Origin of the sequence: Streptomyces sp. 2131.1, assembly GCF_900105515.1 — a bacterium.
Classification (GTDB): domain Bacteria; phylum Actinomycetota; class Actinomycetes; order Streptomycetales; family Streptomycetaceae; genus Streptomyces; species Streptomyces drozdowiczii.
In genome coordinates this window covers 3,181,043-3,204,281 of the sequence record NZ_FNSY01000001.1, presented here as the reverse complement: position 1 = coordinate 3,204,281, position 23,239 = coordinate 3,181,043, and the positions used below count along the sequence as shown (strand labels likewise).

Genomic DNA, 23,239 nt, shown 5'->3' with positions numbered 1-23,239 from the left:
ATCGCCGGACGGCTGAAAACAGGCGCTCGGGCCCGGGGGCTCCCGCCCGCGGATGGGTGAATGATCCCGGTTCCGACCGGTCGGCAACCAGTTCGTAACCCCAAACATCTGTCGCGCTACGCGCGTTGACTCTAGGCTGCGGCTCGAACTTCCACCCGCTGAACTCACAAGGGGACCGATGTCAGCGACTCCGCAGAAGAACCGCGCGTCCCGGCGGGTGCTCGCCGCCGCAGCCGGTCTCGCCACCATGGGCGCGCTGGTCGCCGCCATGCCGGCCGGCGCACACGGGCGCGGCCACGGCCACGGGCACCACACGCCGGCCTCGACCGTCGACGTACAGCTGCTGTCCTTCAACGACCTGCACGGCAACCTGGAGCCGCCGGCCGGTTCGGCCGGTACGGTCACCGAGACGCAGGCCGACGGCACGACGAAGGCGATCCCGGCCGGAGGCGTCGAGTACCTCGCCTCCTCGCTGCGCACCGCCCGCGAGGGCCACCCGTACTCGATCACCGCGGCCGGCGGCGACATGGTCGGCGCGAGCCCGCTGCTGTCGGGGCTCTTCCACGACGAGCCGACCATCGAGGCGCTCAACAAGATCGACCTCGACGTGACGAGCGTCGGCAACCACGAGTTCGACGAGGGCGCCGTCGAGCTGGCCCGCCTCCAGAACGGCGGCTGCCACCCGGTCGAGGGGTGCTACGAGAAGGGCAAGAAGTTCAAGGGCGCCGACTTCCCGTACCTCGCCGCCAACGTGACGAGCGAGAAGACCGGGAAGCCGATCCTCAAGCCGTACACGGTGTGGAAGAAGAACGGCGTCAAGATCGGCTTCATCGGGGTGACCCTGGAGGGCACGCCGAACATCGTGACGGCCAACGGCGTCAAGGGACTGAAGTTCCACGACGAGGTCGAGACGATCAACAAGTACGCCAAGGAGCTGGACCGCCAGGGCGTGAAGTCGATCGTCGCGCTCATCCACGAGGGCGGCGCGCCCGCCTCGGCGTCGTACAACTACGACTGCGACAGCCCGGGCGCCGGTGACGGCATCTCCGGGCCGATCACGGACATCGCCAAGGGCATCACGCCGAAGGTGGACGCGCTGGTCACGGGCCACACGCACCAGGCGTACGTCTGCACCATCCCGGACCCGGCGGGCAACCCGCGCCTGGTCACGTCGGCCGCCTCGTTCGGCCGGCTGTACACGGACACGACGCTCACGTACGACCGCCGTACCGGCGACATCGTGCGTACGGCGGTGAAGGGGAGCAGCAAGAAGGGCTCGAAGCACCACGGCCCGGCCCCGAAGAACCCGGTCTCCGCGAACCACCTCGTCAGCCGGGACCAGAAGCCGGCCAAGGACATGACGGACCTGATCGCCCGCTGGAACACGCTCGCGGCGCCGATCTCGAACCGGCCGCAGGGTTACATCTCGGCGGACATCAACGGCCGCGGCTCCACGGCCCCGGAGAAGCCGCTCGGCGACCTGATCGCCGACGCCCAGCTGGAGGGCCTGGCCCCGGCGGACAAGGGCGGGGCGGTCGTCGCCTTCATGAACCCGGGCGGCATCCGCGCGGACCTGGTGTACAAGGCCTCCGGCAGTGAGGGCGACGGTGTCGTCACGTACGGAGAGTCGTTCACCGTGCAGCCGTTCACCAACATGATGAACGTCGTCGACCTGACCGGCGCGCAGCTCGTCAGCGCGCTTCAGCAGCAGGTCAGCGGCTCCAACGAGGCCAGCCCGAAGATCCTCCAGGTCTCGAAGGGCCTCACCTACACGCTGGACATGACGAAGTCCGGCGCGGCTCGCGTGGTCACCGACACGATCAAGCTGAACGGTGAGGCGATCGACCCGGGCAAGACGTACCGCGTCGCGATGAACGAGTTCCTGGCGGGCGGCGGCGACGGCTTCGCGGCGCTCGGCGAGGGCACCAACAAGCTCGTCGGCGCCTCCGACCTGGACCTGTTCAACGCCTACCTGGCCGCGCACTCCACGGCCTCGGCCCCGCTGGCCCCGCCGGCGACGGACCGGATCACGATCGTGCAGTAAGCAGGATGTGAGCGGACGCGGATGCGCGGGCCGGGGCGGCTGCCCCGGCCCGCGCATCCGTCGTTTCCGCGCCGCGTGCGGGCGCTGCGTCCTCGGCCCTGTTCCGCACGTGACGTGTACGGGACATAATGCGCGGGCCGGTCCCGACCCCCCACTCAGCCGGAGGCAACCCCATGGGCCAGACGCGTACGTACACCGCGAGCCGCAGACACTTCCTGACCGGGGCGCTGGCCGTCTCCGCCGCCGCCCTCGTCGGCGCCGCACCGGCCCGCGCGGCGGCGCCGAAGGCGCTCACCGTGCAGAACTGGATGAGCGGCATCGCGGACGGCACCGCGCTCCAGCGCCTCACGATCCCCGGCTCGCACGACTCCGGTGCCCGCTACGGCGGCCCCTGGACGGAGTGCCAGAACACCACGATCGCGGAGCAGCTGAACAGCGGGGTGCGCTTCCTGGACGTACGGTGCCGGATCACCGGTGGCTCCTTCGCGATCCACCACGGGGCCTCGTACCAGAACCTGATGTTCGGTGACGTCCTCGGTGCCTGCTGGGACTTCCTGGCGGGGCGGCCGACCGAGACCGTCCTGATGCGGGTCAAGCAGGAGTACTCGGAGGAGAGCGACGCGGCGTTCCGGGCGGTCTTCGACGACTACCTCGACAACAGGGGCTGGCGACCGCTGTTCCACATCGGCGACGTGCTGCCCACGCTGGGCGGGGCCCGCGGCAAGGTGGTGCTGCTCGCCGACAACGGCGGGCTGCCCGGGGTGCGGTACGCCGACCCGGCGCTCTTCGACATCCAGGACGACTACATGGCGGAGCCGTTCGCCAAGTACCCCAAGATCGAGGCCCAGTTCCGCAGGGCGGCGGCCGGGCCCGGGAAGCTGTTCATGAACTACGTGAGCACCGCGGCCCTGCTTCCGCCCCGCTGGAACGCGGACCGGCTGAACCCGCAGGTCCACTCGTTCCTGGACTCGGCGGAGACGGCCGGCTGGACCGGCCTCGGCATCGTGCCGCTGGACTTCCCCGCTACCCGTTCCGGCCTCGTGGAGTCCCTGATCCGCCACAACCCGGCGTCCTGACCCGGCCCAGCGAGGGGGGAGGGGCTGCGGACCGGTTCGACCGGCCCGCAGCCCCTCCGTTTTCCGCCTGAGGGTGAGGTGCCGTACTCCCGCCCGGGCGCCACCGCAGAGTGCTGCTGGCCGACGTGCCGGCGTACAAGGAGAAGCGGCGCTCCCGAAGGAGCCGGGGCCTCGACGAGCTGATCGAACCGGCCGAGGATGCGGTTCGCTGCGGCGGCCGGGCCGTCATGGCATCCGAGTCATACGGAACGATGTGCAGTGCGTGGCCCTGGACACCTGCGTCCTCTTTCCGATGCGGCTACTCCTGCGGGGCGCCCGGCGGGGGCTGGGGCGCTCCCGGGAGGGTGATCGACGCCTCCGTGCCGCCGCCCTCGGCCGGGGACAGGGTGATGTCGCCGCCCGACTGCTGGACCGTACGGGCCACGATCGACAGGCCGAGGCCCGAGCCGGGGAGCTGGCGGGCGGACGGGGAGCGCCAGAAGCGTTCGAAGACGTGGGGGAGTTCGTCGGCGGGGATCCCCGGGCCGTGGTCCCGGACCGTGAGCCGGCCCCGGTGCAGCACCACGTCGATCGTGGAGCCGGACGGGCTGAACTTCACCGCGTTGTCAAGGACGTTGACGATCGCCCGTTCGAGGGCCGCCGGTTCGGTGCGTACGTACCAGGGGGCCAGGTCCTCCGTGATCGTCAGCTCGGGGCCGCGCAGCCGGGCGCGGTGGAGCGCGGCCCGGGTGATGTCGTGCAGGGCCACCACCTGGAGCGGGCCCGGCTGGGCGGCGTCCGGGCGGGCCAGCTCCTGGAGGTCGCCGATGAGCGCGGCCAGCTCCGTCATCTGCGCCTTCACCGAGGACATCAGCGCCCTGCGGTCGTCCGGCGGGATCGCCCGGCCCGTCTCGTCGCTGCGGGCGAGCAGCTCCACGTTGGTGCGGAGCGAAGTGAGCGGGGTGCGCAGCTCGTGCCCGGCGTCCGCGATGAGCTGCGCCTGCCGGTCGCGGGAGGTCGCCAGGGACGCGGTCATCGAGTTGAACGAACGGGACAGCCGGGCGATCTCGTCCTCGCCCTCGACCGGGATGCGGACGGTCAGGTCCTCGGTCCGGGCCACGTGCTCGACGGCCTCGGTCAGCTCGTCGACGGGGCGCAGGCCGGAGCGGGCGACCCAGAGACCGGCGGCGCCGGCGCCGACGACGCCGATGCCGCTGACGAGGAGGAGGACCCAGGCGAGGGTGGAGAGGGGTTTGTCGATCTCGCTCATGGGGCGGGCGATGGAGACGGCGAGGTCGATGGGGCCCTTCACGGGAGCGGTGTACACGCGCATCTCGACGCCGTTCGCATCCTTCACCGTGCGCAGGGCGTCCCGGCGGTCGTGGGTGACCACGGCGAGGTCTGCCTGGCTCACGGGGAGCTTGGAGGAGCCGGGGGCGACGCAGATCGTGCCCTGGTCGTCGATGAGCTGGACGGTGAGCCCTGTGTAGGGCTGGGGCAGGATCTGGCTGGCCCCGCGGCAGTAGTCGTACAGGTTGGTCAGATACCGCGCGTCGACGTTGGCGCCGCGCAACGCCCTGTCCTGCTGCTTCTCCAACTGCTCCCGCGTCACGAACCAGCACGCCACCGCAACCGCCGCCACCGCCACCGCGACCGCCGTGGCGACCAGCAGGGCCAGCCGGGAGCGCAGGGGCAGCGCGCGGAACCGGCGCAGCGGGCCCGTCACCCCTCGCCCCCGCCCGCGCGCAGCGCGTACCCCACGCCGCGCACCGTGTGGACGAGGCGCGGTTCGCCGCCGGCCTCCGTCTTGCGGCGCAGGTACATCACGTACACGTCCAGGGAGTTGGAGCTCGGCTCGAAGTCGAAGCCCCAGACGGCCTTGAGGATCTGCTCGCGGGTCAGGACCTGGCGCGGGTGCGCGAGGAACATCTCCAGGAGGGTGAACTCGGTACGGGTCAGCTCCACGCGCCGGTTGCCGCGCATGACCTCGCGGGTCGCCAGGTCCATGCGCAGGTCGGCGAAGGAGAGCACGTTGTCGTCGGGGACGGGGCCCGCGGCGGCCGCGTACGAGCTGCGGCGCAGCAGCGCGCGGATGCGGGCGAACAGCTCGTCCAGTTCGAAGGGCTTGACCAGGTAGTCGTCGGCGCCCGCGTCGAGTCCGGTGACGCGGTCGCCGACGGTGTCCCGGGCCGTGAGCATCAGGATGGGTGTGGTGGCGCCCGTGGAGCGGATGCGGCGCGCGGCGGTCAGGCCGTCCATGCGGGGCATCTGGATGTCCAGGACGATGAGGTCGGGGGCGTACGACTCCGCCTTGGCGAGCGCGTCGAGTCCGTCGACGGCGACCTCGGTGCCGTACCCCTCGAACGCGAGGCTGCGTTGCAGGGCCTCGCGCACGGCGGGCTCGTCGTCGACGATCAGGATGCGCTGGGGATCGTCTTCGGCGGGGCTCATCGCTGTCTCGTCCTCTTCTCTTTCGGTACGGGGCCGGGGCGCGGCGGGCCCAGTTTCTCAGCCCCGCACGCCTCAGGAGCCGTTGCCGGCGCGCAGGGTGTCGAGGTCGGCCTTCAGGGTGTTGACCGGGATCGCGAAGCCGAGGCCGACGCTGCCCGCGGTGGAGCTGCTCCCACCGCTCGCCGAGCTCGCCGAGTACATGGCCGAGTTGATGCCGATGATCTCGCCGTCCATGTTGATCAGCGCGCCGCCGGAATTGCCCGGGTTGAGGGAGGCGTCGGTCTGGAGCGCCTTGTACGTGGTGGTGGACTCGCCGGTGTTGCCGTTGAACTGCTGGCCGCCGAACTCGAAGGGCCACTGGCGGCCGCCACCCTGCTGGTCCTGTCCCTGGCTCTGGTCCTGGCCGCTGTCGCCGTCCTTGGCGACGGTGACGTCGCGGTCGAGCGCGGAGACGATGCCGCTGGTGACGGTGCCGGTCAGGCCCTCGGGCGAGCCGATCGCCACGACCTCGTCGCCGACGGCGACCTTGGAGGAGTCGCCCAGGGTGGCCGTCTTCAGGCCGCTCGCGCCCTGGAGCTTGATCAGCGCGAGGTCCTTGTCGGCGTCGGTGCCGACGACGTCGGCGGTGTACGTCTTGCCGGTGCTCAGGGTGACCTTGATCTGGGAGGCGCCCGCGATGACGTGGTTGTTGGTGACGATCTCGCCGTCCGACGTGATGACCACCCCGGACCCGGTCGACTGCCCGGCCGTGGAGGTCGCGCCGATCTCCACGATGGTCGGCGCGAGGGCCGCGGCCACACCGGCCACCGTGCCTTTGCTGCTCTGCGAGACGGTGGTGCCGGGGATGACGCCGCCCCCGGCGGTGGTCGCGGTGCCGCCGTCCGTGAGCTTCGCGATCACCGTGGCGGTGCCGCCGCCGACGATCGCCGCCGCGATGGCCACCGCCGCGAGGAGCGCGACCGGCTTGCGGAGGCGGCGCCGGGCGGCGGGCGGTTCGGCGGTGCCGTGCCCGTACGGGCCGTCACCGCCGCCGTCGCCGGCACCGCCGTAGTGCGCGTCGGCCGGGGCGGGGGCGGGCCACACGGTGGTCCCGGGGCCCATCGGAACCGGCTGGACGGGCTGGTATGACGGCGGCGGCGGGTAGGCCGCGTCGCCGTTGCCGTACGAGGGGTACATCGGGTACTCGCCGCTCGGGCGCTGGCTCTCTGTCATGCCTATGAGACTGTCCGGCCAAGATGAGAGGAGCGTGAGGGCGCCCTGAGAAGCCCGGCAGAACCTCGTATGCCCGATATAAAGGGCCACCGGGCGACCCTTTACGGAAGCGCGCGCCCCGCGGGCTCACCGCAGCCGCACGAGCGGCGGACCACCAGCGCCGACGGGAACTGCTTCAGCCGCTCCCGCCGCGACCCCGAGACCCGCAGCGAGTCGTCGAGGACCAGGTCCACCGCCGCCCGGGCCATCGCCGGCCGGTCCGAGAAGACCGTGGTGAGCGGCGGATCGGTCAGCCCGGCCTCCTTGACGTCGTCGAAGCCCGCGACCGCCAGCTCGCCCGGTACGTCGATGCGCAGCTCGCGCGCGGCCCGCAGCACGCCGATGGCCTGGTCGTCCGTGGCGCAGAAGATGGCCGGCGGCCTGTCGGGGCCGGAGAGCAGCTCCAGGGCCACCCGGTAGGCGTCGTAGCGGTTGTACGGGGCCTGGAAGAGGCGGCCCTCGGTGGAGCGGCCGGACTCGTGCATCGCGCGGCGCCAGCCCTCCACGTGGTCCGCGACCGGGTCGCCGACGGCCGGGGTCTCCTCCGTACCGCCGAGGCAGGCCACGTACGCGTTGCCGTGTTCGAGGAGGTGTCGGGTGGCGAGCTGGGCGCCGCCGATGTCGTCCGTGACGACCGCGACGTCGTCGATCGCCTCGGGCCGCTCGTGCAGCAGCACCACCCGGGCGTCCCACGCCTCTATCTCCGCCGCCGCGCGCTCGCTGGGGCCCTGGCTGACGAGGATCAGGCCGGAGACCCGCATGCCGAGGAAGGCCCGCAGGTAGTGGACCTCGCGCTCGTCGCGGTAGTCGGAGTTGCCGACGAGGACCATTTTCCCGCGCTCGGCGGCGGCCTGTTCGACCGCGTGCGCCATCTCCGCGAAGAACGGCTGCCGGGCGTCGGGCACGATCATCCCTATGAGATCGGTCCGCCGCGAGGCCATGGCCTGGGCGACCCGGTCGGGCCGGTAGCCCAGCTCCTTGATCGCGGCGAGCACCCGCTCGCGCGTGGCCGGGGCGACCGGCCGGGGTCCGTTGTTGATGACGTAACTGACCACTGCGGTCGACGTCCCCGCCAGTCTCGCCACATCGTCCCGCGTCACCTTGGCCACGCGCGGCAGTCTACGCGGATGGAACTACCTCTTGGCGGGCCGGACCGGGGCTTCTTCCGGAACGTCCACGATGCGAGACTGCTCCGAACGGGTGACCTCTCGCGCGGCCGCCTTGGCCTCTTCCGCCGCCCGCTCGACCTTCTCCGGAGCGACGAACCGGTAACCCACGTTGCGCACGGTACCGATCAGCGACTCGTGCTCGGGGCCGAGCTTGGCGCGCAGCCGCCGTACGTGCACGTCGACCGTGCGCGTACCGCCGAAGTAGTCGTAGCCCCAGACCTCCTGGAGCAACTGGGCGCGGGTGAAGACCCGGCCCGGGTGCTGGGCGAGGTATTTGAGCAGTTCGAATTCCTTGAAGGTGAGGTCGAGGACCCGGCCCTTGAGTTTCGCGCTGTACGTCGCCTCGTCGACGGAGAGATCACCGTTGCGGATCTCCATCGGGGAGTCGTCGGCGGTGATCTGCTGCCGCCCGGTCGCCAGACGCAGCCGCGCCTCGACTTCGGCGGGGCCGGCCGTGTCCAGCAGTACGTCGTCGATGCCCCAGTCCGCGGTGACGGCCGCGAGGCCGCCCTCAGTGACGACGAGGATCAGCGGACAGCCGGGTCCGGTGGACCGCAGCAGCTGGCACAGGGAGCGGACCTGGGGCAGGTCGCGGCGCCCGTCCACGAGGATGACGTCGGCACCGGGGGTGTCGACGAGCGCGGGGCCCTCGGCGGGCGCGACGCGCACGCTGTGCAGCAGGAGGCCGAGCGCGGGAAGCACCTCCGTGGACGGCTGGAGGGCGTTGGTCAGGAGCAGCAGGGAACTCATCGCCGCTCACCTGCCCGGTTCGTCGGTCGGTGATCGTGCACGGTTGGCTCGCCCATGACGTCGGTCCTCCTCGTTCCCTGCGAGAGGGGCACTCCCGGGTGGGACCCGGGGGAGTATGCGGCTCTGCTTCGTACGTTTGTGTCCCGCTGAGCTTGTCGAAACGTCGCCGTAACAACGTCCGGAAAGCACAAAAGGACCCGGGGGCTGCTTTGCCCGGATCCTCTTCACAGGAGAATAACCCACATGAGTTCAGTGTCCGAGGGGAGAATTCCGGATTCCTCTGTTCGCTCCGTCACGCACGGTGGGGTGCGGGCCGTGTTGCGGGCGGATGACGGGACCCGGATCGAGGCGGTGTACGACCCGTGTACGGCGGATGACGCGACCGGCACGGTGATCGTCGTCGCGCACGGATTCACCGGTTCGGTGGACCGCCCGGCGGTGCGGCGGGCGGTGGAGACGTTCTCCCGGTACGCGGCGGTGGTGACCTTCTCCTTCCGTGGTCACGGCAGGTCCGGCGGGCTGTCCACGGTCGGCGACCGCGAGGTGCTGGACCTGGCGGCGGCGGTCGCATGGGCGCGCTCGCTCGGACACCGGCGGGTGGTGACGGTCGGCTTCTCGATGGGCGGCTCGGTGGTGCTGCGGCACGGCGCGCTGTACGGGAAGCAGGCGGCGGACGCCGGGGACGGTGGCGGCGACGGGTGCATTGCGGAGCGCGGGGGGCGCACAGGGGCGCGTACGGATGCACACGCGGACGTGGTGGTGTCCGTGAGCGCCCCGGCGCGCTGGTACTACCGGGGTACGGCTCCGATGCGCCGCCTGCACTGGATGGTGACCCGCCCCACGGGCCGGCTGGTCGGGCGCTACGGCTTCCGCACCCGCATCCACCGCGAGGCGTGGGACCCGGTCCCGCTCTCCCCGGTCGCGGCCGCCGCCCTGATCGCCCCGGTGCCCCTGCTGATCGTGCACGGCGACCGGGACCCGTACTTCCCGCTCGACCACCCCCGCATGCTGGCCGCCGCCGCGGGCGATGCGGCGGAGCTGTGGCTGGAGCGCGGAATGGGGCACGCGGAGAACGCGGCCGACGAGACCTTGCTCACCCGCATCGCCGACTGGGCGGCGCGACGGTGAACCATGATGGGCAGCCGGTGTCACCCGAACGGGCACCGACCGGACGGAACGAAAGGAGCGCCGCCATGCCTGCGGGAACGATCCGCTACTGGGCAGCCGCCAAGGCCGCGGCCGGGACCGCGGAGGAGCCGTACGCCGCCGCGACCCTCAAGGAGGCGCTCGACGCGGTGCGCGAGCGGCACCCCGGCGAGCTGAGCAGCGTCCTGCGAAGGTGCTCGTTCCTCATCGACGGCGACCCCGTCGGGACCCGGAGCCATGAGACCGTACGCCTTGCCGAGGGCGGCACGGTCGAGGTGCTCCCGCCGTTCGCAGGAGGGTGAACCGCAGCACATGAGCAACGATCAGCAGCATCCGTACTACCCGGGTCCCGAGCAGCAGCCGCAGTACGGGTACGGACAGGACCCGCAGCAGCAGTACCCGCAGGGGCAGGACCCCCAGCAGTACGGGCAGGCGCCGCAGCAGTACGGCCACCCGCAGCAGGACGCGTACCCGCAGCAGCAGGCGTACGGCGACCCGTCCTACGGCGGTCCCGCGTACGGCGGGCAGGGGTACACGGACACCTCTGCCGGGCAGCCGGAACAGGGCGCCGCCCAGGTCTGGCAGGGCCAGACCTGGGACACCCAGTACCAGCCGACGGTCCGGCGCACGGACGGGCCCGCGCCGCAGGGGGACCACCACGCCGCCCCCGCGCCGCAGCACACCCCCGCGCCGCAGCACACCCCCGCGCCGCAGCACACCCCCGCGCCCGGCACCGGCTCGTACCCGCTGCCGCCCGAGGTCCACGCGGAACCCGCGCCCGCCCCCGCTCCGGCGCCCGTCGCCCCGGCCGGCACTGATGCCGACGGCTACAGCGCGCCCACCACGCTCGGCAACGCCCGGATCACCGACGCGCAGCGCGCCCGGGCAGAGGGGCGTTCCCCGGTCATCGCGCCGGGAATCCAGCCGGCCGCGATCACCGCGGTGCTCGGGCTGCTGCTCGCGCTCGGCGCGGCGATCGGTTCGTACGCGCTGGCCGTGCCGCTGGTGCTGCTCCAGGCGGTGACGGCGGCGGGCTGGTTCCGGCTCAACGGCATGTGGCCGGCCCGGCAGGGCATCGCGCTGGCCTTCGCCGGCGGCCTGGTCGCCGATGTGGCGCTCCTCGCGGCGGGCCGGGAGCACGGTCCGGCCGCGATCATCGGCACGCTCGGCGTCTGGGTGCTGCTGACGGTGGTCCTCCAGCTGCGCAGCCGGGCCGGGGCCGACGAGCGGATGCAGGGCCTGTTGGCCACCGTCGCCTCGGCCGCGCTCGCGGTGCTGGCGGCCGGGCACCTCGCGGCCGTCCCGGACGCGGTGACGGTGGGCGCGGTCGCCGTGGCCGGTGCCGTGCTCGTACGGGCGCTGCCGCTGCCCGGGCCGGTCTCCGTCGTGGCGGCCCTGGCCGTCGCGGCGGGGGCTGGGGCGCTGGCGGGGGCCGCCGGCGACCTGGGCGCGAAGGGAGCGCTGCTGGGCCTCGCCGCCGGGGTCTGCGCGCTGATCGGGCTGCGGGTGGCGAGCTATGACTACCCGTCACGCTTCGTCCACATGACGGCGGGTGTGGCCCTTCCGCTGACCGCGGCCGCGCCGGCCGTCTATCTGCTGGGGCGCGTGCTGACGTAGTCCCGTACCGCCCGGATTCGTACCGCTCGACGCGCATGGCGAAGCCCTCCACGGGGAACCGTTGGGGGGCTTCCGCGCGTCGATCACCCGGGGAAAGTGCCGTGCGGCCGTCAGGTGGCCCGCGGCCCCGGGGTCCGTACGGACGGCAGGGTGGGGGAAGGACAGGCATGCGTGCACTGCGAATATCGGCCGTCGTCCTGGTGGTCCTGGTGGCGGTGTTCATCGCCGTGGACCGGGTGGCGGTGTACGTCGCCGAGTCGCAGGTCGAGGACCGGGTGAAGGTCCCGGGGGCGCAGATCGGCTCCACCGACGTCTCCATCAAGGGCTTCCCGTTCCTCACCCAGGTCGCCGGATCGTCGCTCGACGAGGTGGACGTCAGCATGGACGGCATCGAGACCCACGCCGCCGGCCGCTCGCTGCGGATCTCCACCATGGACGCCGAACTGCGCGACGTGCACCTCACCGACGGCTTCTCCGGCGCCACCGCGACCCGCGCCACCGGGACGGCCGTCATCTCGTACGACGACCTCACTGAGGCCGCCAGCGACGGGGTCGCGGTCGAGTACGGCGGCAAGGGCAAGGTGAAGGTGACCGGAACGGTCGACATCCTGGGGCAGCCGATCACGCGCAGCGTGCTGTCCACCGTCACCCTGGCCGACGGCCACACCGTCCGCGTCCACGCGGACAAGGTGCCGGGCGAGGGCATTCCCGGCCTGGAGAAGCTGGTCCGCCAGAAGACCGACTTCGAGCGCGAGGTCGGCGGGCTGCCGAACGGCCTGAAGCTGGAGAAGATCCAGCCGACCGCCGACGGCCTGGAGATCTCGGTGACCGGCACGGACGTGCGCCTGTCGGGATGACCGGCCCCGCGAACGGGTAGGGATCGGTGGCCCCGCCACATAGTGAGACGGGCGAGTCCGGTCCGCAGATGGCCGACGGCCGCGACGCCTCGCGCGACTGCGGAGGACCCTTTCCGCAGCGGCGCTCGTTCCGCAATGCGGACGATGCTGTCTCAGGATGCGACACAACGGTGACATGTCCGCCCGTACGTCCCTACGATCGGACCCATGCAGTGCTCTATTAGCGGCCTCCCCCAGGGTGGCCAGGCGGATCTCACGAAGCGGCGGGCAGTGGACCTGTGCCGCGTCGCCGCCATGCTCTGTCGCACTGTCTGAGCGGGACGTCCGGTTTCCCGCATTCCCAGGCCCTTCGACCGCACGTCGGGGCCATCCCGCATGTCGCCCGTGCTCGTGGGCCCGGCCCGCGTCCCGCACATCCGCATCACGCACGATCCGTGCACCATCTCGCCGCAGACTGCCCCGGAGGAGAAACACAATGAGCCGCAGTGACGTCCTGGTAGACGCCGACTGGGTCGAGGCCCACATCGACGACCCGCAGGTCGCCATCGTCGAGGTCGACGAGGACACCTCCGCGTACGAGAAGAACCACATCAAGAACGCGATCCGGATCGACTGGACCAAGGACCTCCAGGACCCGGTCCGCCGCGACTTCATCGACCAGGCCGGGTTCGAGGCGCTGCTGTCCGCGAAGGGCATCGGCAACGACACCACGGTCGTCCTCTACGGCGGCAACAACAACTGGTTCGCGTCCTACGCCTTCTGGTACTTCAAGCTCTACGGCCACCAGGACGTCCGCCTGCTCGACGGCGGCCGCAAGAAGTGGGAGCTCGACTCCCGCGACCTCGTCGACGGCGACCAGATCCCGTCCCGCCCGGCCACGCAGTACCGGGCCCAGCCGCAGGACGAGTCGATCCGCGCCTACCGCGACGACGTCGTGAAGGCCATCGGCACCCAGAACCTGGTCGACGTGCGGTCGCCCGACGAGTTCAGCGGCAAGCTGCTCGCCCCGGCCCACCTCCCGCAGGAGCAGTCGCAGCGCCCCGGCCACGTGCCGAGCGCCCGCAACATCCCGTGGTCGAAGAACGCCAACGACGACGGCACCTTCAAGTCCGACGAAGAGCTCAAGGCGCTCTACGAGGCCGAGCAGGTCGACCTGTCGAAGGACACCATCGCCTACTGCCGCATCGGCGAGCGCTCCGCGCTCACCTGGTTCGTGCTGCACCAGCTCCTCGGCCAGGAGAACGTCAAGAACTACGACGGTTCGTGGACCGAGTACGGCTCCCTCGTCGGCGTCCCGATCGAGCTCGGCGCCAACAAGTAACCCGCACGTCCCGCACCAGCACGACCACCCGACCAGAAGGACTGAACACCATGTGTGGAGCAAAGGCCGGCGGCCCCGACGCTTCGACGATCAAGCCCGGTGAGACCACCATCCAGGGCAGCGTGACCCGCGACGGCGAGCCCGTCACCGGCTACGTCCGCCTGCTGGACTCGACCGGCGAGTTCACCGCCGAGGTGCCGACCTCGGCGACCGGCCAGTTCCGCTTCTACGCGGCCGAGGGCACCTGGACCGTCCGCGCGCTCGTCCCCGGCGGCAGCGCCGACCGCACGGTCGTCGCGCAGACCGGCGGCCTGGCCGAGGTGGCCATCGCCGTCTAGCACCGCCGTCGGTGACAGCCGACGACCGGCCGAAGGGCCGTACCCCAGGGGGTTTGGACGCTTGCCTGGCACGGGTACGGCCCTTCGCGCTGCCCGGAGGGTCCCGGCGCCGCCCGGACGAAGTGTCCGTTTTCCAGGACGTGCGAGCGGCCCGATCGGGCCTACGCTGGACTCATGTACCGCCGACGCCGGCGCGCCTACTTCGTACTGATGGGCGTATGCCTCGTCCTCTTCGTATCGGCCTGGGCCTTCGTGAGGCTCTGGTCGATGCCCGCCGCCATCGCGATGTGTGTGGTCGCGATGGTGATCCCGCCCGTCGCGGCCATGGTGGGCAACCGCAAGGGACCGGAGGACCGCTGGTGGGACGAGCCCGGCGGACGGCAGGAGCCCCCGCCCGGTGACACGCGGCGGACCGGCAGGGGCGGCGGTGCCACCGGCGACCCCGAGTCCGACGCGTGGTGGGACGAGCTGGACGGCAGGAAGCGGCGCTGAGGACGGCTCTCAGTAGACGAGCGCCTGCACGCCGTCGGCCATGATCTCGCTGACGAAGACCTGCGCCCCGGCGATCCGGACGCCCTCCAGGACGTCCTGCTCGGTGATGTCGCGACGGGCCGCGCACTGCGTGCACAGCGTGATCCGGCCGCCCGCCTGGACGGACTCGATCAGATCGGGCAGCGGTGCCGCGTGCGGAAGCTCGAACTCGGCGGCGCGCCCCGGCAGGGCGAACCACGCGGATTCCCCGGTCAGCCAGAGCGAAACCTCCACCCCGCTGGCGACGGCCACCGCCGCCACGGTGAACGCCTGCGAGCAGCGCTCGGCGGAATCGGCACCTGCGGTCACCTTGATCACGAGCTTCTTCGGCATATACGGAACTGTAATCGCCGCCCGCACGGGCCCGCCCCGATGCGCGGCGGCACGCCCCGGAACGGCAGGGCCGGACCCCACCCATTAGGCTGGGGGCCGGCCCTGTATGCCGCCATACCGCTCGTTCGAGGAGCCCCCCGTGCTTGAGGCATTCTTCTCCGCCCTGCTGGTCCTGGTCTGCGTCGGCGTGCTCGCCTTCGCCGGCGTGACCGTGAAGAAGCTGTACCAGGGTCAGCGCTGACCCCCTCCTTGTTCCCGGCGTCCCCGCCTCCCGCCTCACAGATCGTCTGAGCCGCTCATGATCGAGATTCCGTCCGACCTCCACCCGGACCTCGTCCCGCTGGCCTTCCTCCTGGGCAACTGGGCGGGCGCGGGCGTCTCCGACTTCCCGGGCGCCGAGAAGTGCAACTTCGGCCAGGAGGTCACGTTCAGCCACGACGGCCGCGACTTCCTGGAGTACACCTCGCACTCCTGGGTCCTCGACTCCGAGGGCAACAAGGTCCGCCCGCTGGAGACCGAGACCGGCTACTGGCGCATCGACAAGGACCGCAAGGTCGAGGTCGTCATGGCCCGCGACCAGGGCGTCATCGAGATCTGGTACGGCGAGCTGGCCGACAAGAAGCCGCAGATCGACCTGGTCACCGACGCCGTCGCCCGTACCGCGGCCTCCGGCCCGTACAGCGGTGGCAAGCGGCTCTACGGGTACGTGAACAGCGACCTGATGTGGGTCGGCGAGAAGGCGACGCCCGAGGTCGAGCTGCGTCCGTACATGTCGGCGCACCTGAAGAAGACCGTCACGCCCGAGGAGGTCGAGGCGATGGCCAAGAGCCTCGGTGACCTGCCGGACGACGGGATCGCGTTCTTCAAGTAGCCGTCGCTTTCCCCGGAGAGGGCGCCGGGCGCGGATCTACACTGGGGGCTGTGGTGAGCACCGACTGGAAGACCGATCTCCGGCAGCGCGGCTACCGGCTGACGCCGCAGCGCCAGCTCGTCCTGGAAGCCGTCGACACGCTCGAACACGCGACGCCCGACGACATCCTCTCCGAGGTGCGCCGGACCGCGTCGGGCGTGAACATCTCGACGGTCTACCGGACGCTGGAGCTCCTGGAGGAGCTGGAGCTCGTCAGCCACGCCCATCTGGGCCACGGCGCCCCGACGTACCACCTGGCAGACCGCCACCACCACATCCACCTCGTCTGCCGTGACTGCGCGGACGTGATCGAGGCGGATGTGAGCGTCGTCCAGGAGTTCACCGAGAAGCTGCGCGGCGCGTTCGGCTTCGAGACGGACATGAAGCACTTCGCGATCTTCGGCCGCTGCGCCGACTGCACGGCGAAGGCGGCGGAGAAGGGTACGGACGCCGCAGGTCCGGCACCGGCGGCCGGGGACTGAGAGCACCGGCGGCCGGGGCCCGACAACCAGTCGTACGCTGGTCGCATGAAGAGCCCCCTGCTGTCCCAGCCCGGCGCCGTCCCCGCCGAGGGCCGCGACGAAGGTGTCGCCGCGCACTACGGCGACCTGTTCCGCGAGCAGCGCGCCCTCGCCGACGGTTCGGGACTGGTCGACCTCTCGCACCGCGGCGTCGTCGCCGTCACCGGGAGCGACCGGCTGGCCTGGCTGCACCTCCTGATCACCCAGCACGTCACCGAACTCGCCCCGGGCCGGGCCACCGAGGCCCTGATCCTCAGCGCGAACGGGCACATCGAGCACGCCCTCTATCTCGTCGACGACGGCGAGACGGTGTGGATGCACGTCGAACCGGGTACGCAGAGCGAGCTCATCGCCTATCTGGAGTCGATGAAGTTCTTCTACCGGGTCGAGGTCGCCGACCGCACCGAGGACTTCGCTGTGGTGTACCTCCCGGCCGGCTCGATCGCCGAGGTCCCGGAGGGCGTCGTCGTACGCGAGACGCCGCACGGCCGCGACCTGTTCCTGCCGCGTGCCGACCTGGAGACGTACGCGGCGGCGCACGGACCGCTCGCCGGGGTGCTGGCCCACGAGGCGCTGCGCGTGGAGGGCCACCGGCCGCGGCTCGGCTTCGAGACCGACCACCGCACCATCCCGCACGAGCTGGGCCTGATCGGCGTCGCGGTGCACCTCCAGAAGGGGTGCTACCGGGGTCAGGAGACCGTCGCCCGGGTGCACAACCTGGGCAAGCCGCCCCGCCGCCTGGTCTTCCTGCACCTGGACGGCAGCGAGGTCCACCTGCCGGGCCCCGGCACCCCGGTCCGGCTCGCGTCGGACGGGCCCGAGGGCCGCCAGCTGGGCTTCGTCACCACGTCCGCCCGCCACCACGAGCTGGGCCCGATCGCCCTGGCCCTGGTGAAGCGGAACGTGGCGGTCGACGCGGAGCTGCTCGCCGGGGACACGGCGGCCGCCCAGGAGACGGTCGTCGAGCCGTAAGCACCCCCGGGTACGAAGGCTCAGACGTACGAGGGCTCGGACGTACGAGGACTCAGACGTACGAGGGCTCAGACGTACGAGGGCTCAGACCTCGACGATGACGGTGAACGGGCCGTGGTTGGTGAGCGAGACGCGCATGTCCGCCCCGAACCGGCCCGTCTCCACCGTCGCCCCGAGCGCCCGCAGCCGCGCCACCACCTCGTCGACCAGCGGCTCGGCGACGTCACCGGGCGCGGCGGCGTTCCAGGTGGGGCGGCGGCCCTTGCGGGCGTCCCCGTAGAGGGTGAACTGCGAAATCACCAGAAGCGGCGCATTCACGTCGGAGCAGGACTTCTCGCCCTCCAGGATGCGGACCGACCAGAGCTTGCGGGCGAGCTGCGCCGCCTTCTCCGGGGTGTCCTCGTGGGTCACCCCCACCAGCACACACAGGCCCTCGCCGACTATTTCCCCGACGACACGGGAACCCCCGCCGCCGTCCGCGGCGTCCGCCACCGTGACGCTCGCACCATCCACCCTCTGTACCACTGCACGCATACAGACCAACCTATCTTGGGCCGAACGGGTACAGAGCAACCTCACAGAGGCCCTCGGGGTGGCACCATGCTCGGGAGGCGGTGCGCCGACGCACCGGTCGAGGGGATGGACACAAGCATGAGCACCCATGGAACCGGGCAGTCCCCGGGCGCAGTGCCGGTCGCGCGCCCCGGCATCAGCGGCAGCAGCGGTACCGGTACGAGTATCAGCACCATGCGCCCGCCCGTACAGAGGACCGGGCAGGGCGACGACACCGGCGACGGAGCCCGGCCCGATCTCGGCACCCTGAACCTGCCGGAGCTGCGCGCCCTGCGCCGCGACGCGCAGCGCGACGAGGCCGACCTGAGCTATGTGCGGCGGCTCGTCCAGGGGCGGATCGACATCCTGCGGGCGGAGCTGGCCCGGCGCCGGGACCCGGAGTCGCCGGTGGTGGACCGGCTGTCGGAGATCCTCGCCGACGCCCCGTCCCCGCAGCGCTCCTCCCGGCACGTGACGCTGTCCACGCCGCGCAGCGACGAGTACCGCAGGCTCGCGGCCGATTCGCTCGCCGAGATCGAGCTGTCCGACCTGGACGCCCGGACGGACGAAGAGCTGCACACCGCGATGGGGCGCCTGGTCCGCTACGAGCAGCAGGTCTCCCGGCGCCGGCGCCGGCTCCAGCGCACTGCGGACGGGTGCGGCGCGGAGATCGCCCGCAGGTACCGTGACGGGGAAGCACAAGTAGACGACCTGCTCGCCTGAGGCGATCCCTCCGGGGGCGGGTCCCGTCCGTCCCCGGAAGGCCACCATGACCTCCAGCGCAGCCCGCACCCCCGCCATATCCGACCCGGCCCCCGGCCTGCCCGTGCTGGCCGAGGTCGTGCGGTCCGGCTTCACCGAGGGCCACCACCGGGGCTCGCTGGTCGTGCTGGCCGCCGACGGCAGCGTGGAACTGGCCCTGGGCGACCCGGCGGCACCGGTCTTCCCGCGCTCCTCCAACAAGCCGATGCAGGCCGCGGCGGTGCTGCGGGCCGGGCTCGACCTGTCCGGGGAGCGGCTGGCGCTGGCCGCCGCGAGCCACTCCGGCGAGGGCTTCCACCTCGATCTCGTACGCAAGATGCTCGCCGAGCACGGACTGTCGCCCGAGGACCTCCGGACCCCTCCGGACCTGCCGCTGGACCAGGTCGAGGCCGAGTCGTACCTGGCCGTCGGCCACGTCCGCGAGCGGATCACGATGAACTGCTCCGGCAAGCACGCGGCGATGCTCGCCGCCTGCGCGCTCAACGGCTGGGACCGGGCGGGCTACCTGGAACCGGCGCACCCCCTCCAGCAGTTGGTGCACCAGGTCGTCGAGGAGGCCGCCGGCGAAGAGGTCGCCGCCGTCGGCACGGACGGGTGCGGGGCGCCCCTGATGGCGATTTCGCTGGTGGGCCTCGCGCGGGCGTTCCGCGGTTTCGTCACGGCCGAGCCGGGTACGGCGGAGCGCCGGGTGGCGGACGCGATGCGCGCGCACCCGGAGTACGTGGCGGGCACGCGGCGCCCCGACACCTGGCTGATGCGCGAGGTGCCCGGGACCCTGTCCAAGATGGGCGCGGAGGCCGTGCAGGCGGTGGCCCTGGCGGACGGCCGGGCGCTGGCCTTCAAGATCGACGACGGTTCGACCCGGGCGCTGGGCCCGGTGCTGGCCCGCGCGCTGGGGCTGCTGGGGATCGACGCCCCGGTGGTCGGGCGGATCGGCCGGGCCCCGCTGCTGGGCGGGGCGGCGGAGGTGGGGGAGATCCGGGCGGTCTTCTGAGACGCGTCCCTTCCCCGCGTACGGGCGCCAAAACCGGGCGACATCGCGCATCGCGCTGCCTAGCGTGGGGCGCATGAACGCCCTTGATATCCGCCCTGTCACCCCGTCCGAGTTCGCCGACTGGCTGCGCGCCCTGAACACCGGCTTCCTGAGGCAGCCCACGCCGCCCGAGGAGGAGGTGACCGGGCGCCTGCCGTACATGGATCTCGCGCGCACGCGGGGGGCGTTCGACGCCGGGCGGTGCGTGGCGACGTTCCGCTCGTTCGCCCAGGAGCTGACGGTGGTCGGCGGTGCCACCGTGCCGACCGACGCCGTCACCAACGTCACCGTCTCGCCGACCCACCGCCGCCGGGGCCTGCTCTCGCGGCTGATGGCGGTGGATCTGGCCGAGGCGAAGGAGCGCGGTGACGTGGCGGCGACGCTGATCGCCGCGGAGTACCCGATCTACGGGCGGTACGGGTTCGGCCCGGCGGCCTGGACCACGCATTGGGAGATCGACGTCCACCGCACGGGCCTCGACCCGCACCGCCGGGTCCCGGCGGACGGCGACGGCGGCCGGATCGACCTGGTGGACGGCGCGGAGGCGCGGAAGCTGGGCCCCGCCCTGCACGACCGGCTGCGGGCCCGGCAGCACGGTGCGGTGAGCCGTGACGCCCGCTGGTGGGACAAGGTCACGGGGGAGGGGGTCTTCGCCCGGGACCACTGGACCGAACCCTTCTACGCCGTGTACCGGGGCGACGACGGCACGGTCGACGGGATGCTGGTCTACCGTGCCGACGAGAACTGGAGCGACGCCAAGCAGCCGTTGAACGGTGCGCAGGTGCGCGACATGGTCGCGGTGACTCCGGCGGCCGAGCGGTCGCTGTGGCACTTCCTAGGCTCGGTGGACTGGATCTCGACGATCCGCACCGGCAACCGGCCCGCCGACGACCTGCTCCCACTGCTGCTGCCGGACCCGCGTGCCGCGCGCGTGGTGACCCAGGCGGACTTCCTGTGGGTGCGCGTCCTCGACGTCGTACGCGCGCTGGAGACCCGCACCTACGCGGTGCCCGGTTCCCTGGTGCTGGAGATCCGGGACGACGCGGGCCTCGCGACCGGCCGCTTCCATCTGGACGCCTCGCCGGACGGTGCCACCTGCGCCTCGACCACCCGCTCGGCGGACCTGGCCCTGGACGTAAGGGAGCTGGGGACGCTCTGGCTCGGTGACGAATCGGTCCTGCGGCTGGCGGCGCTCGGCCGGGTGGAGGAGCTGACCCAGGGCGCGGCGGCGACGGCGGACGCGGTGTTCCGGGCGGCGCGGCGGGCCTGGTGCCCGGACGTCTTCTGACGTGCGGGGGCCGGGCGGGCGGAGGGCTCAACTCCGCTTGAGGTCAAGGGCGTACGCTTCGGAGTCATGAGCGCAGAGAAGGCCAGGTCGGACGGGTCGGCGGACGGGCATGCGCCGATGAGCCTGCGGGAGCGCAAGAAGCAGCTGACCTACCAGGCGGTCTCGGACGCGGCGATCGCCCTGTTCCTCCGGCGCGGGTTCGACAAGGTGTCGGTGGCGGAGGTCGCGGCGGCGGCCGACATCTCCAAGCCGACGCTCTTCCGGTACTTCCCGGCCAAGGAGGACCTGGCCCTGCACCGGTTCGCCGACCACGAGGACGAGGCCGCGCGGGTGGTCGCCGCCCGCCCGTCCGGCACGACCCCGCTGGCCGCGCTCCGGGCCCATTTCCTGGACGGCCTGGAGCGCCGCGACCCGATCACCGGCCTGTGCGACGCGCCGGAGGTGCTGGCGTACCACGCGCTCCTCTACGGCACCCCGGCCCTGGTGGCCCGCCTCCACGCCTACCTGAGACGCTCCGAGGACGCCCTCGCCCGCGCCCTCGGCGGCAGCCTCCGAGCCCGCCTGGCGGCGGGCCAGATCATCGTGGTCCAGCGCCTCCTGGCCTCGGAGAACTGGCACCGCATCAACAGCGGCGCGACGGCGGACGAGCTGTACGCGGAGGCGGTGGAGGCGGCGGAGAGCGGGTTCGCGCAGCTGAGGTCGGGACTGGAGGGCCCGCTCTAAGGCGTGCGCGGCCGGGGCCGGGTGCGCGGGTCAGCCCCTGCGCCACCACCGCCGGAACGTCCTGCCGGCACCCCGCGGGCCCTGGACGCGCGACGCCCGGGGCAGATCGTACGGGGAGCGCCACGGGTCGTCCGGCGCGGCCATCGGTGCCTGCCGGTCGGCCTGTGCCCGGATCTCGTAGTACGACTCGTGGGACGTCACCCGGAACGCCTCGTCGTACGAGGCCATCGCTGCCTGCAGCGCCGCCCCGGCGACCCCGCGCCGCCGGGCCCGTACGGCCACCCAGCCGAGGAAGCCCATGACCGCCGCGAGGGCGCCGGCGCAGACGAGGAGCGGTAGCAACTGGTCCATGCCGCCGAGCCTACGGTCCGGGGCACCGGGCGTCGTCGCCCTGGAGACACCGAGTGGCGGGGGACACTTTTGCAAGCGGCTGCTTGCAAAAGTTAGCAAGTGGGTGCAGCATCGAGTCATGGCCTCACTCAACGTCGGCAATCTCGGCGAGTACCTGCGCGAGCAGCGCCGCACGGCGCAGCTCTCGCTGCGGCAGCTCGCCGAGGCCGCCGGGGTGTCCAACCCGTACCTCAGCCAGATCGAGCGCGGGCTGCGCAAGCCCAGCGCCGATGTGCTGCAGCAGGTCGCGAAGGCGCTGCGCATCTCCGCCGAGACCCTGTACGTACGGGCCGGGATCCTGGACGAGCGGCAGCCGGACGAGCTGGAGACGCGGGCGGTGATCCTCGCCGATCCGTCGATCAACGAGCGCCAGAAAAGCGTGCTGCTCCAGATCTACGCCTCCTTCCGCAAGGAGAACGGGTTGGACGACGAGCCCGGGGCAGGCGACGGGGACACGTCCGGCGAGGACGCTCCCTTCAATGCGGACGGCAGTGCTGCCGATACAGCTTGAGAGCTCCACCACCCTCACACCGAGCCTGATGATCCGGGAGGACCACAGTCATGGCCATCACCGATGACCTGCGCAAGACCCTCACCGACCCGACCCCCCTCTACTTCGCCGCCGGCACCGCCGACCTGGCCGTCCGCCAGGCCCGTAAGGTCCCGGCGCTGCTCGAACAGCTGCGGGCCGAGGCGCCCGACCGCATCGAGGCCGTGCGCAACACCGACCCCAAGGCGGTCCAGGAGAAGGTCGCCGAGCAGGCCCGGGAGGCGCAGGCCACCCTTCAGGCCAAGGTCACCGAGGTGATCGGCGCCTTCGACACCGACCTGAAGAAGCTCGGCGAGAACGCCCAGGACCTGGCGCTGCGCGGCGTGGGCGTGGCCGCCGAGTACGCGGTACGGGCCCGGGAGACGTACGAGAAGGTCGCCGAGCGCGGCGAGCGCACCGTGCGGACGTGGCGGGGCGAGACGGCCGACGAGATCGTGGAGATCGCCGTCGTCGTCGAGCCGCGCAAGGAGTCGGAGCCGGCCGCGACCGAGCCGGCCACCGCCGCGAAGCCCGCCCCGGCCGCGAAGCCCGCTCCCGCCGCGAAGCCCGCCGCCACCGCCAAGCCCGCCGCGGCGAAGCCGAAGCCCGCCGCCGCGAAGAAGGCGCCCGCGCGCAAGCCCGCCGCGAAGAAGGCCACGCCGCCCTCCGCCAAGTAGCCGTGTGTCCGGCAGGTGT

27 protein-coding genes are annotated in these 23,239 nt (G+C 72.1%); 19 read left to right on the top strand and 8 right to left on the bottom strand.

Annotated elements, in window-relative coordinates:
* The first annotated feature begins 178 nt into the window (after window positions 1-178).
* Window positions 179-2,044: a bifunctional metallophosphatase/5'-nucleotidase gene (locus tag BLW14_RS14485; RefSeq protein ID WP_093707721.1), complete on the top strand. Its 1,866-nt coding sequence runs from the start codon at window positions 179-181 to the stop codon at window positions 2,042-2,044.
* A 173-nt stretch (window positions 2,045-2,217) separates the two neighbouring features.
* A complete protein-coding gene (locus tag BLW14_RS14480) occupies window positions 2,218-3,120 on the top strand; it encodes a phosphatidylinositol-specific phospholipase C (RefSeq protein ID WP_093707720.1) in 903 nt (300 codons plus the stop codon).
* A gap of 298 nt (window positions 3,121-3,418) precedes the next feature.
* Here BLW14_RS14480 and BLW14_RS14470 read toward each other — a convergent pair whose 3' ends face one another.
* From BLW14_RS14470 to BLW14_RS14450, 5 genes are all read right to left on the bottom strand, one after another.
* Window positions 3,419-4,825: a HAMP domain-containing sensor histidine kinase gene (locus tag BLW14_RS14470; protein ID WP_093707719.1), complete on the bottom strand. Its 1,407-nt coding sequence runs from the start codon at window positions 4,823-4,825 to the stop codon at window positions 3,419-3,421.
* Window positions 4,822-5,550: a response regulator transcription factor gene (locus BLW14_RS14465; RefSeq protein WP_093707718.1), complete on the bottom strand. Its 729-nt coding sequence runs from the start codon at window positions 5,548-5,550 to the stop codon at window positions 4,822-4,824. The genes BLW14_RS14470 and BLW14_RS14465 overlap by 4 nt, the downstream gene beginning before the upstream one ends.
* 72 nt (window positions 5,551-5,622) lie before the next feature.
* A complete protein-coding gene (locus tag BLW14_RS14460) occupies window positions 5,623-6,762 on the bottom strand; it encodes a S1C family serine protease (RefSeq protein WP_093707717.1) in 1,140 nt (379 codons plus the stop codon).
* A gap of 101 nt (window positions 6,763-6,863) precedes the next feature.
* Window positions 6,864-7,910, bottom strand: a complete 1,047-nt coding sequence (locus BLW14_RS14455) for a LacI family DNA-binding transcriptional regulator (protein ID WP_026242617.1) — start codon at window positions 7,908-7,910, stop codon at window positions 6,864-6,866.
* Between the two features lie 24 nt (window positions 7,911-7,934).
* Window positions 7,935-8,720 carry a response regulator transcription factor gene (locus BLW14_RS14450; protein WP_093707716.1) on the bottom strand — a complete coding sequence of 262 codons (786 nt, stop codon included), beginning with the start codon at window positions 8,718-8,720 and terminating at the stop codon, window positions 7,935-7,937.
* A 243-nt stretch (window positions 8,721-8,963) separates the two neighbouring features.
* Between BLW14_RS14450 and BLW14_RS14445 the strand changes: the two genes are divergently transcribed.
* The 8 genes from BLW14_RS14445 (at window position 8,964) to BLW14_RS14415 (ending at window position 14,491) form a co-directional block, all read left to right on the top strand.
* On the top strand, window positions 8,964-9,848 hold the full coding sequence (locus BLW14_RS14445) for an alpha/beta hydrolase (protein WP_371128070.1): 885 nt from the start codon (window positions 8,964-8,966) through the stop codon (window positions 9,846-9,848).
* Window positions 9,849-9,913: 65 nt separating this feature from the next.
* Window positions 9,914-10,168, top strand: coding sequence for a MoaD/ThiS family protein (locus BLW14_RS14440; RefSeq protein ID WP_018101657.1), 255 nt, complete (start codon window positions 9,914-9,916; stop codon window positions 10,166-10,168).
* A 10-nt stretch (window positions 10,169-10,178) separates the two neighbouring features.
* Window positions 10,179-11,483 (top strand): hypothetical protein, encoded by a 1,305-nt coding sequence (locus BLW14_RS14435; protein ID WP_093707714.1) that lies wholly within the window; start codon window positions 10,179-10,181, stop codon window positions 11,481-11,483.
* A gap of 167 nt (window positions 11,484-11,650) precedes the next feature.
* Entirely contained in the window at window positions 11,651-12,340 is a 690-nt protein-coding gene (locus BLW14_RS14430) for an LmeA family phospholipid-binding protein (protein WP_093707713.1), read from the top strand.
* A gap of 207 nt (window positions 12,341-12,547) precedes the next feature.
* Window positions 12,548-12,655 (top strand): putative leader peptide, encoded by a 108-nt coding sequence (locus BLW14_RS35735; protein WP_353961620.1) that lies wholly within the window; start codon window positions 12,548-12,550, stop codon window positions 12,653-12,655.
* A 160-nt stretch (window positions 12,656-12,815) separates the two neighbouring features.
* A complete protein-coding gene (locus BLW14_RS14425) occupies window positions 12,816-13,661 on the top strand; it encodes a sulfurtransferase (RefSeq protein WP_093707712.1) in 846 nt (281 codons plus the stop codon).
* A gap of 50 nt (window positions 13,662-13,711) precedes the next feature.
* Window positions 13,712-13,999 carry a DUF1416 domain-containing protein gene (locus BLW14_RS14420; protein ID WP_018519671.1) on the top strand — a complete coding sequence of 96 codons (288 nt, stop codon included), beginning with the start codon at window positions 13,712-13,714 and terminating at the stop codon, window positions 13,997-13,999.
* Window positions 14,000-14,173: 174 nt separating this feature from the next.
* A complete protein-coding gene (locus BLW14_RS14415; protein WP_093707711.1) occupies window positions 14,174-14,491 on the top strand; it encodes a DUF3099 domain-containing protein in 318 nt (105 codons plus the stop codon).
* 9 nt (window positions 14,492-14,500) lie between these two features.
* On the opposite strand, the gene BLW14_RS14410 is transcribed toward BLW14_RS14415, so the two are convergent.
* Window positions 14,501-14,863, bottom strand: coding sequence for a DsrE family protein (locus BLW14_RS14410; RefSeq protein WP_093707710.1), 363 nt, complete (start codon window positions 14,861-14,863; stop codon window positions 14,501-14,503).
* Between the two features lie 298 nt (window positions 14,864-15,161).
* Here BLW14_RS14410 and BLW14_RS14400 point away from each other — a divergent pair, with 298 nt between their 5' ends.
* The 3 genes from BLW14_RS14400 to BLW14_RS14390 are packed head-to-tail and all read left to right on the top strand — an operon-like array spanning window position 15,162 to window position 17,266.
* Complete coding sequence (locus BLW14_RS14400) at window positions 15,162-15,734, top strand: heme-binding beta-barrel domain-containing protein (RefSeq protein WP_093707709.1); 573 nt, start codon at window positions 15,162-15,164, stop codon at window positions 15,732-15,734.
* Between the two features lie 50 nt (window positions 15,735-15,784).
* Window positions 15,785-16,255: a Fur family transcriptional regulator gene (locus tag BLW14_RS14395; protein ID WP_093707708.1), complete on the top strand. Its 471-nt coding sequence runs from the start codon at window positions 15,785-15,787 to the stop codon at window positions 16,253-16,255.
* Window positions 16,256-16,300: 45 nt separating this feature from the next.
* On the top strand, window positions 16,301-17,266 hold the full coding sequence (locus BLW14_RS14390) for a CAF17-like 4Fe-4S cluster assembly/insertion protein YgfZ (protein ID WP_093707707.1): 966 nt from the start codon (window positions 16,301-16,303) through the stop codon (window positions 17,264-17,266).
* Window positions 17,267-17,350: 84 nt separating this feature from the next.
* Here the strand turns inward: BLW14_RS14390 and dtd are convergent, their stop codons facing one another.
* Complete coding sequence (gene dtd / locus BLW14_RS14385; RefSeq protein ID WP_093707706.1) at window positions 17,351-17,800, bottom strand: D-aminoacyl-tRNA deacylase; 450 nt, start codon at window positions 17,798-17,800, stop codon at window positions 17,351-17,353.
* Window positions 17,801-17,917: 117 nt separating this feature from the next.
* On the opposite strand from dtd, the gene BLW14_RS14380 reads away from it, so the two are divergent.
* The 4 genes from BLW14_RS14380 to BLW14_RS14365 all read left to right on the top strand — a co-directional run bounded on the left by BLW14_RS14380 (window position 17,918) and on the right by BLW14_RS14365 (window position 21,624).
* Window positions 17,918-18,541 (top strand): RsiG family protein, encoded by a 624-nt coding sequence (locus BLW14_RS14380; RefSeq protein WP_177153975.1) that lies wholly within the window; start codon window positions 17,918-17,920, stop codon window positions 18,539-18,541.
* Between the two features lie 46 nt (window positions 18,542-18,587).
* Window positions 18,588-19,574: an asparaginase gene (locus BLW14_RS14375; RefSeq protein WP_093707704.1), complete on the top strand. Its 987-nt coding sequence runs from the start codon at window positions 18,588-18,590 to the stop codon at window positions 19,572-19,574.
* Between the two features lie 73 nt (window positions 19,575-19,647).
* The gene (locus tag BLW14_RS14370; protein ID WP_093707703.1) at window positions 19,648-20,901 is read left to right on the top strand and encodes a GNAT family N-acetyltransferase; all 1,254 of its coding nucleotides are present in this window, start codon (window positions 19,648-19,650) and stop codon (window positions 20,899-20,901) included.
* Between the two features lie 66 nt (window positions 20,902-20,967).
* Window positions 20,968-21,624: a TetR family transcriptional regulator gene (locus tag BLW14_RS14365; RefSeq protein ID WP_177153974.1), complete on the top strand. Its 657-nt coding sequence runs from the start codon at window positions 20,968-20,970 to the stop codon at window positions 21,622-21,624.
* A 30-nt stretch (window positions 21,625-21,654) separates the two neighbouring features.
* Here BLW14_RS14365 and BLW14_RS14360 read toward each other — a convergent pair whose 3' ends face one another.
* On the bottom strand, window positions 21,655-21,975 hold the full coding sequence (locus tag BLW14_RS14360) for a hypothetical protein (protein ID WP_093707701.1): 321 nt from the start codon (window positions 21,973-21,975) through the stop codon (window positions 21,655-21,657).
* A gap of 118 nt (window positions 21,976-22,093) precedes the next feature.
* On the opposite strand from BLW14_RS14360, the gene BLW14_RS14355 reads away from it, so the two are divergent.
* Entirely contained in the window at window positions 22,094-22,525 is a 432-nt protein-coding gene (locus BLW14_RS14355; protein WP_093707700.1) for a helix-turn-helix domain-containing protein, read from the top strand.
* Between the two features lie 50 nt (window positions 22,526-22,575).
* Entirely contained in the window at window positions 22,576-23,220 is a 645-nt protein-coding gene (locus BLW14_RS14350) for a hypothetical protein (RefSeq protein ID WP_093707699.1), read from the top strand.
* The last annotated feature ends 19 nt before the right edge of the window (window positions 23,221-23,239 follow it).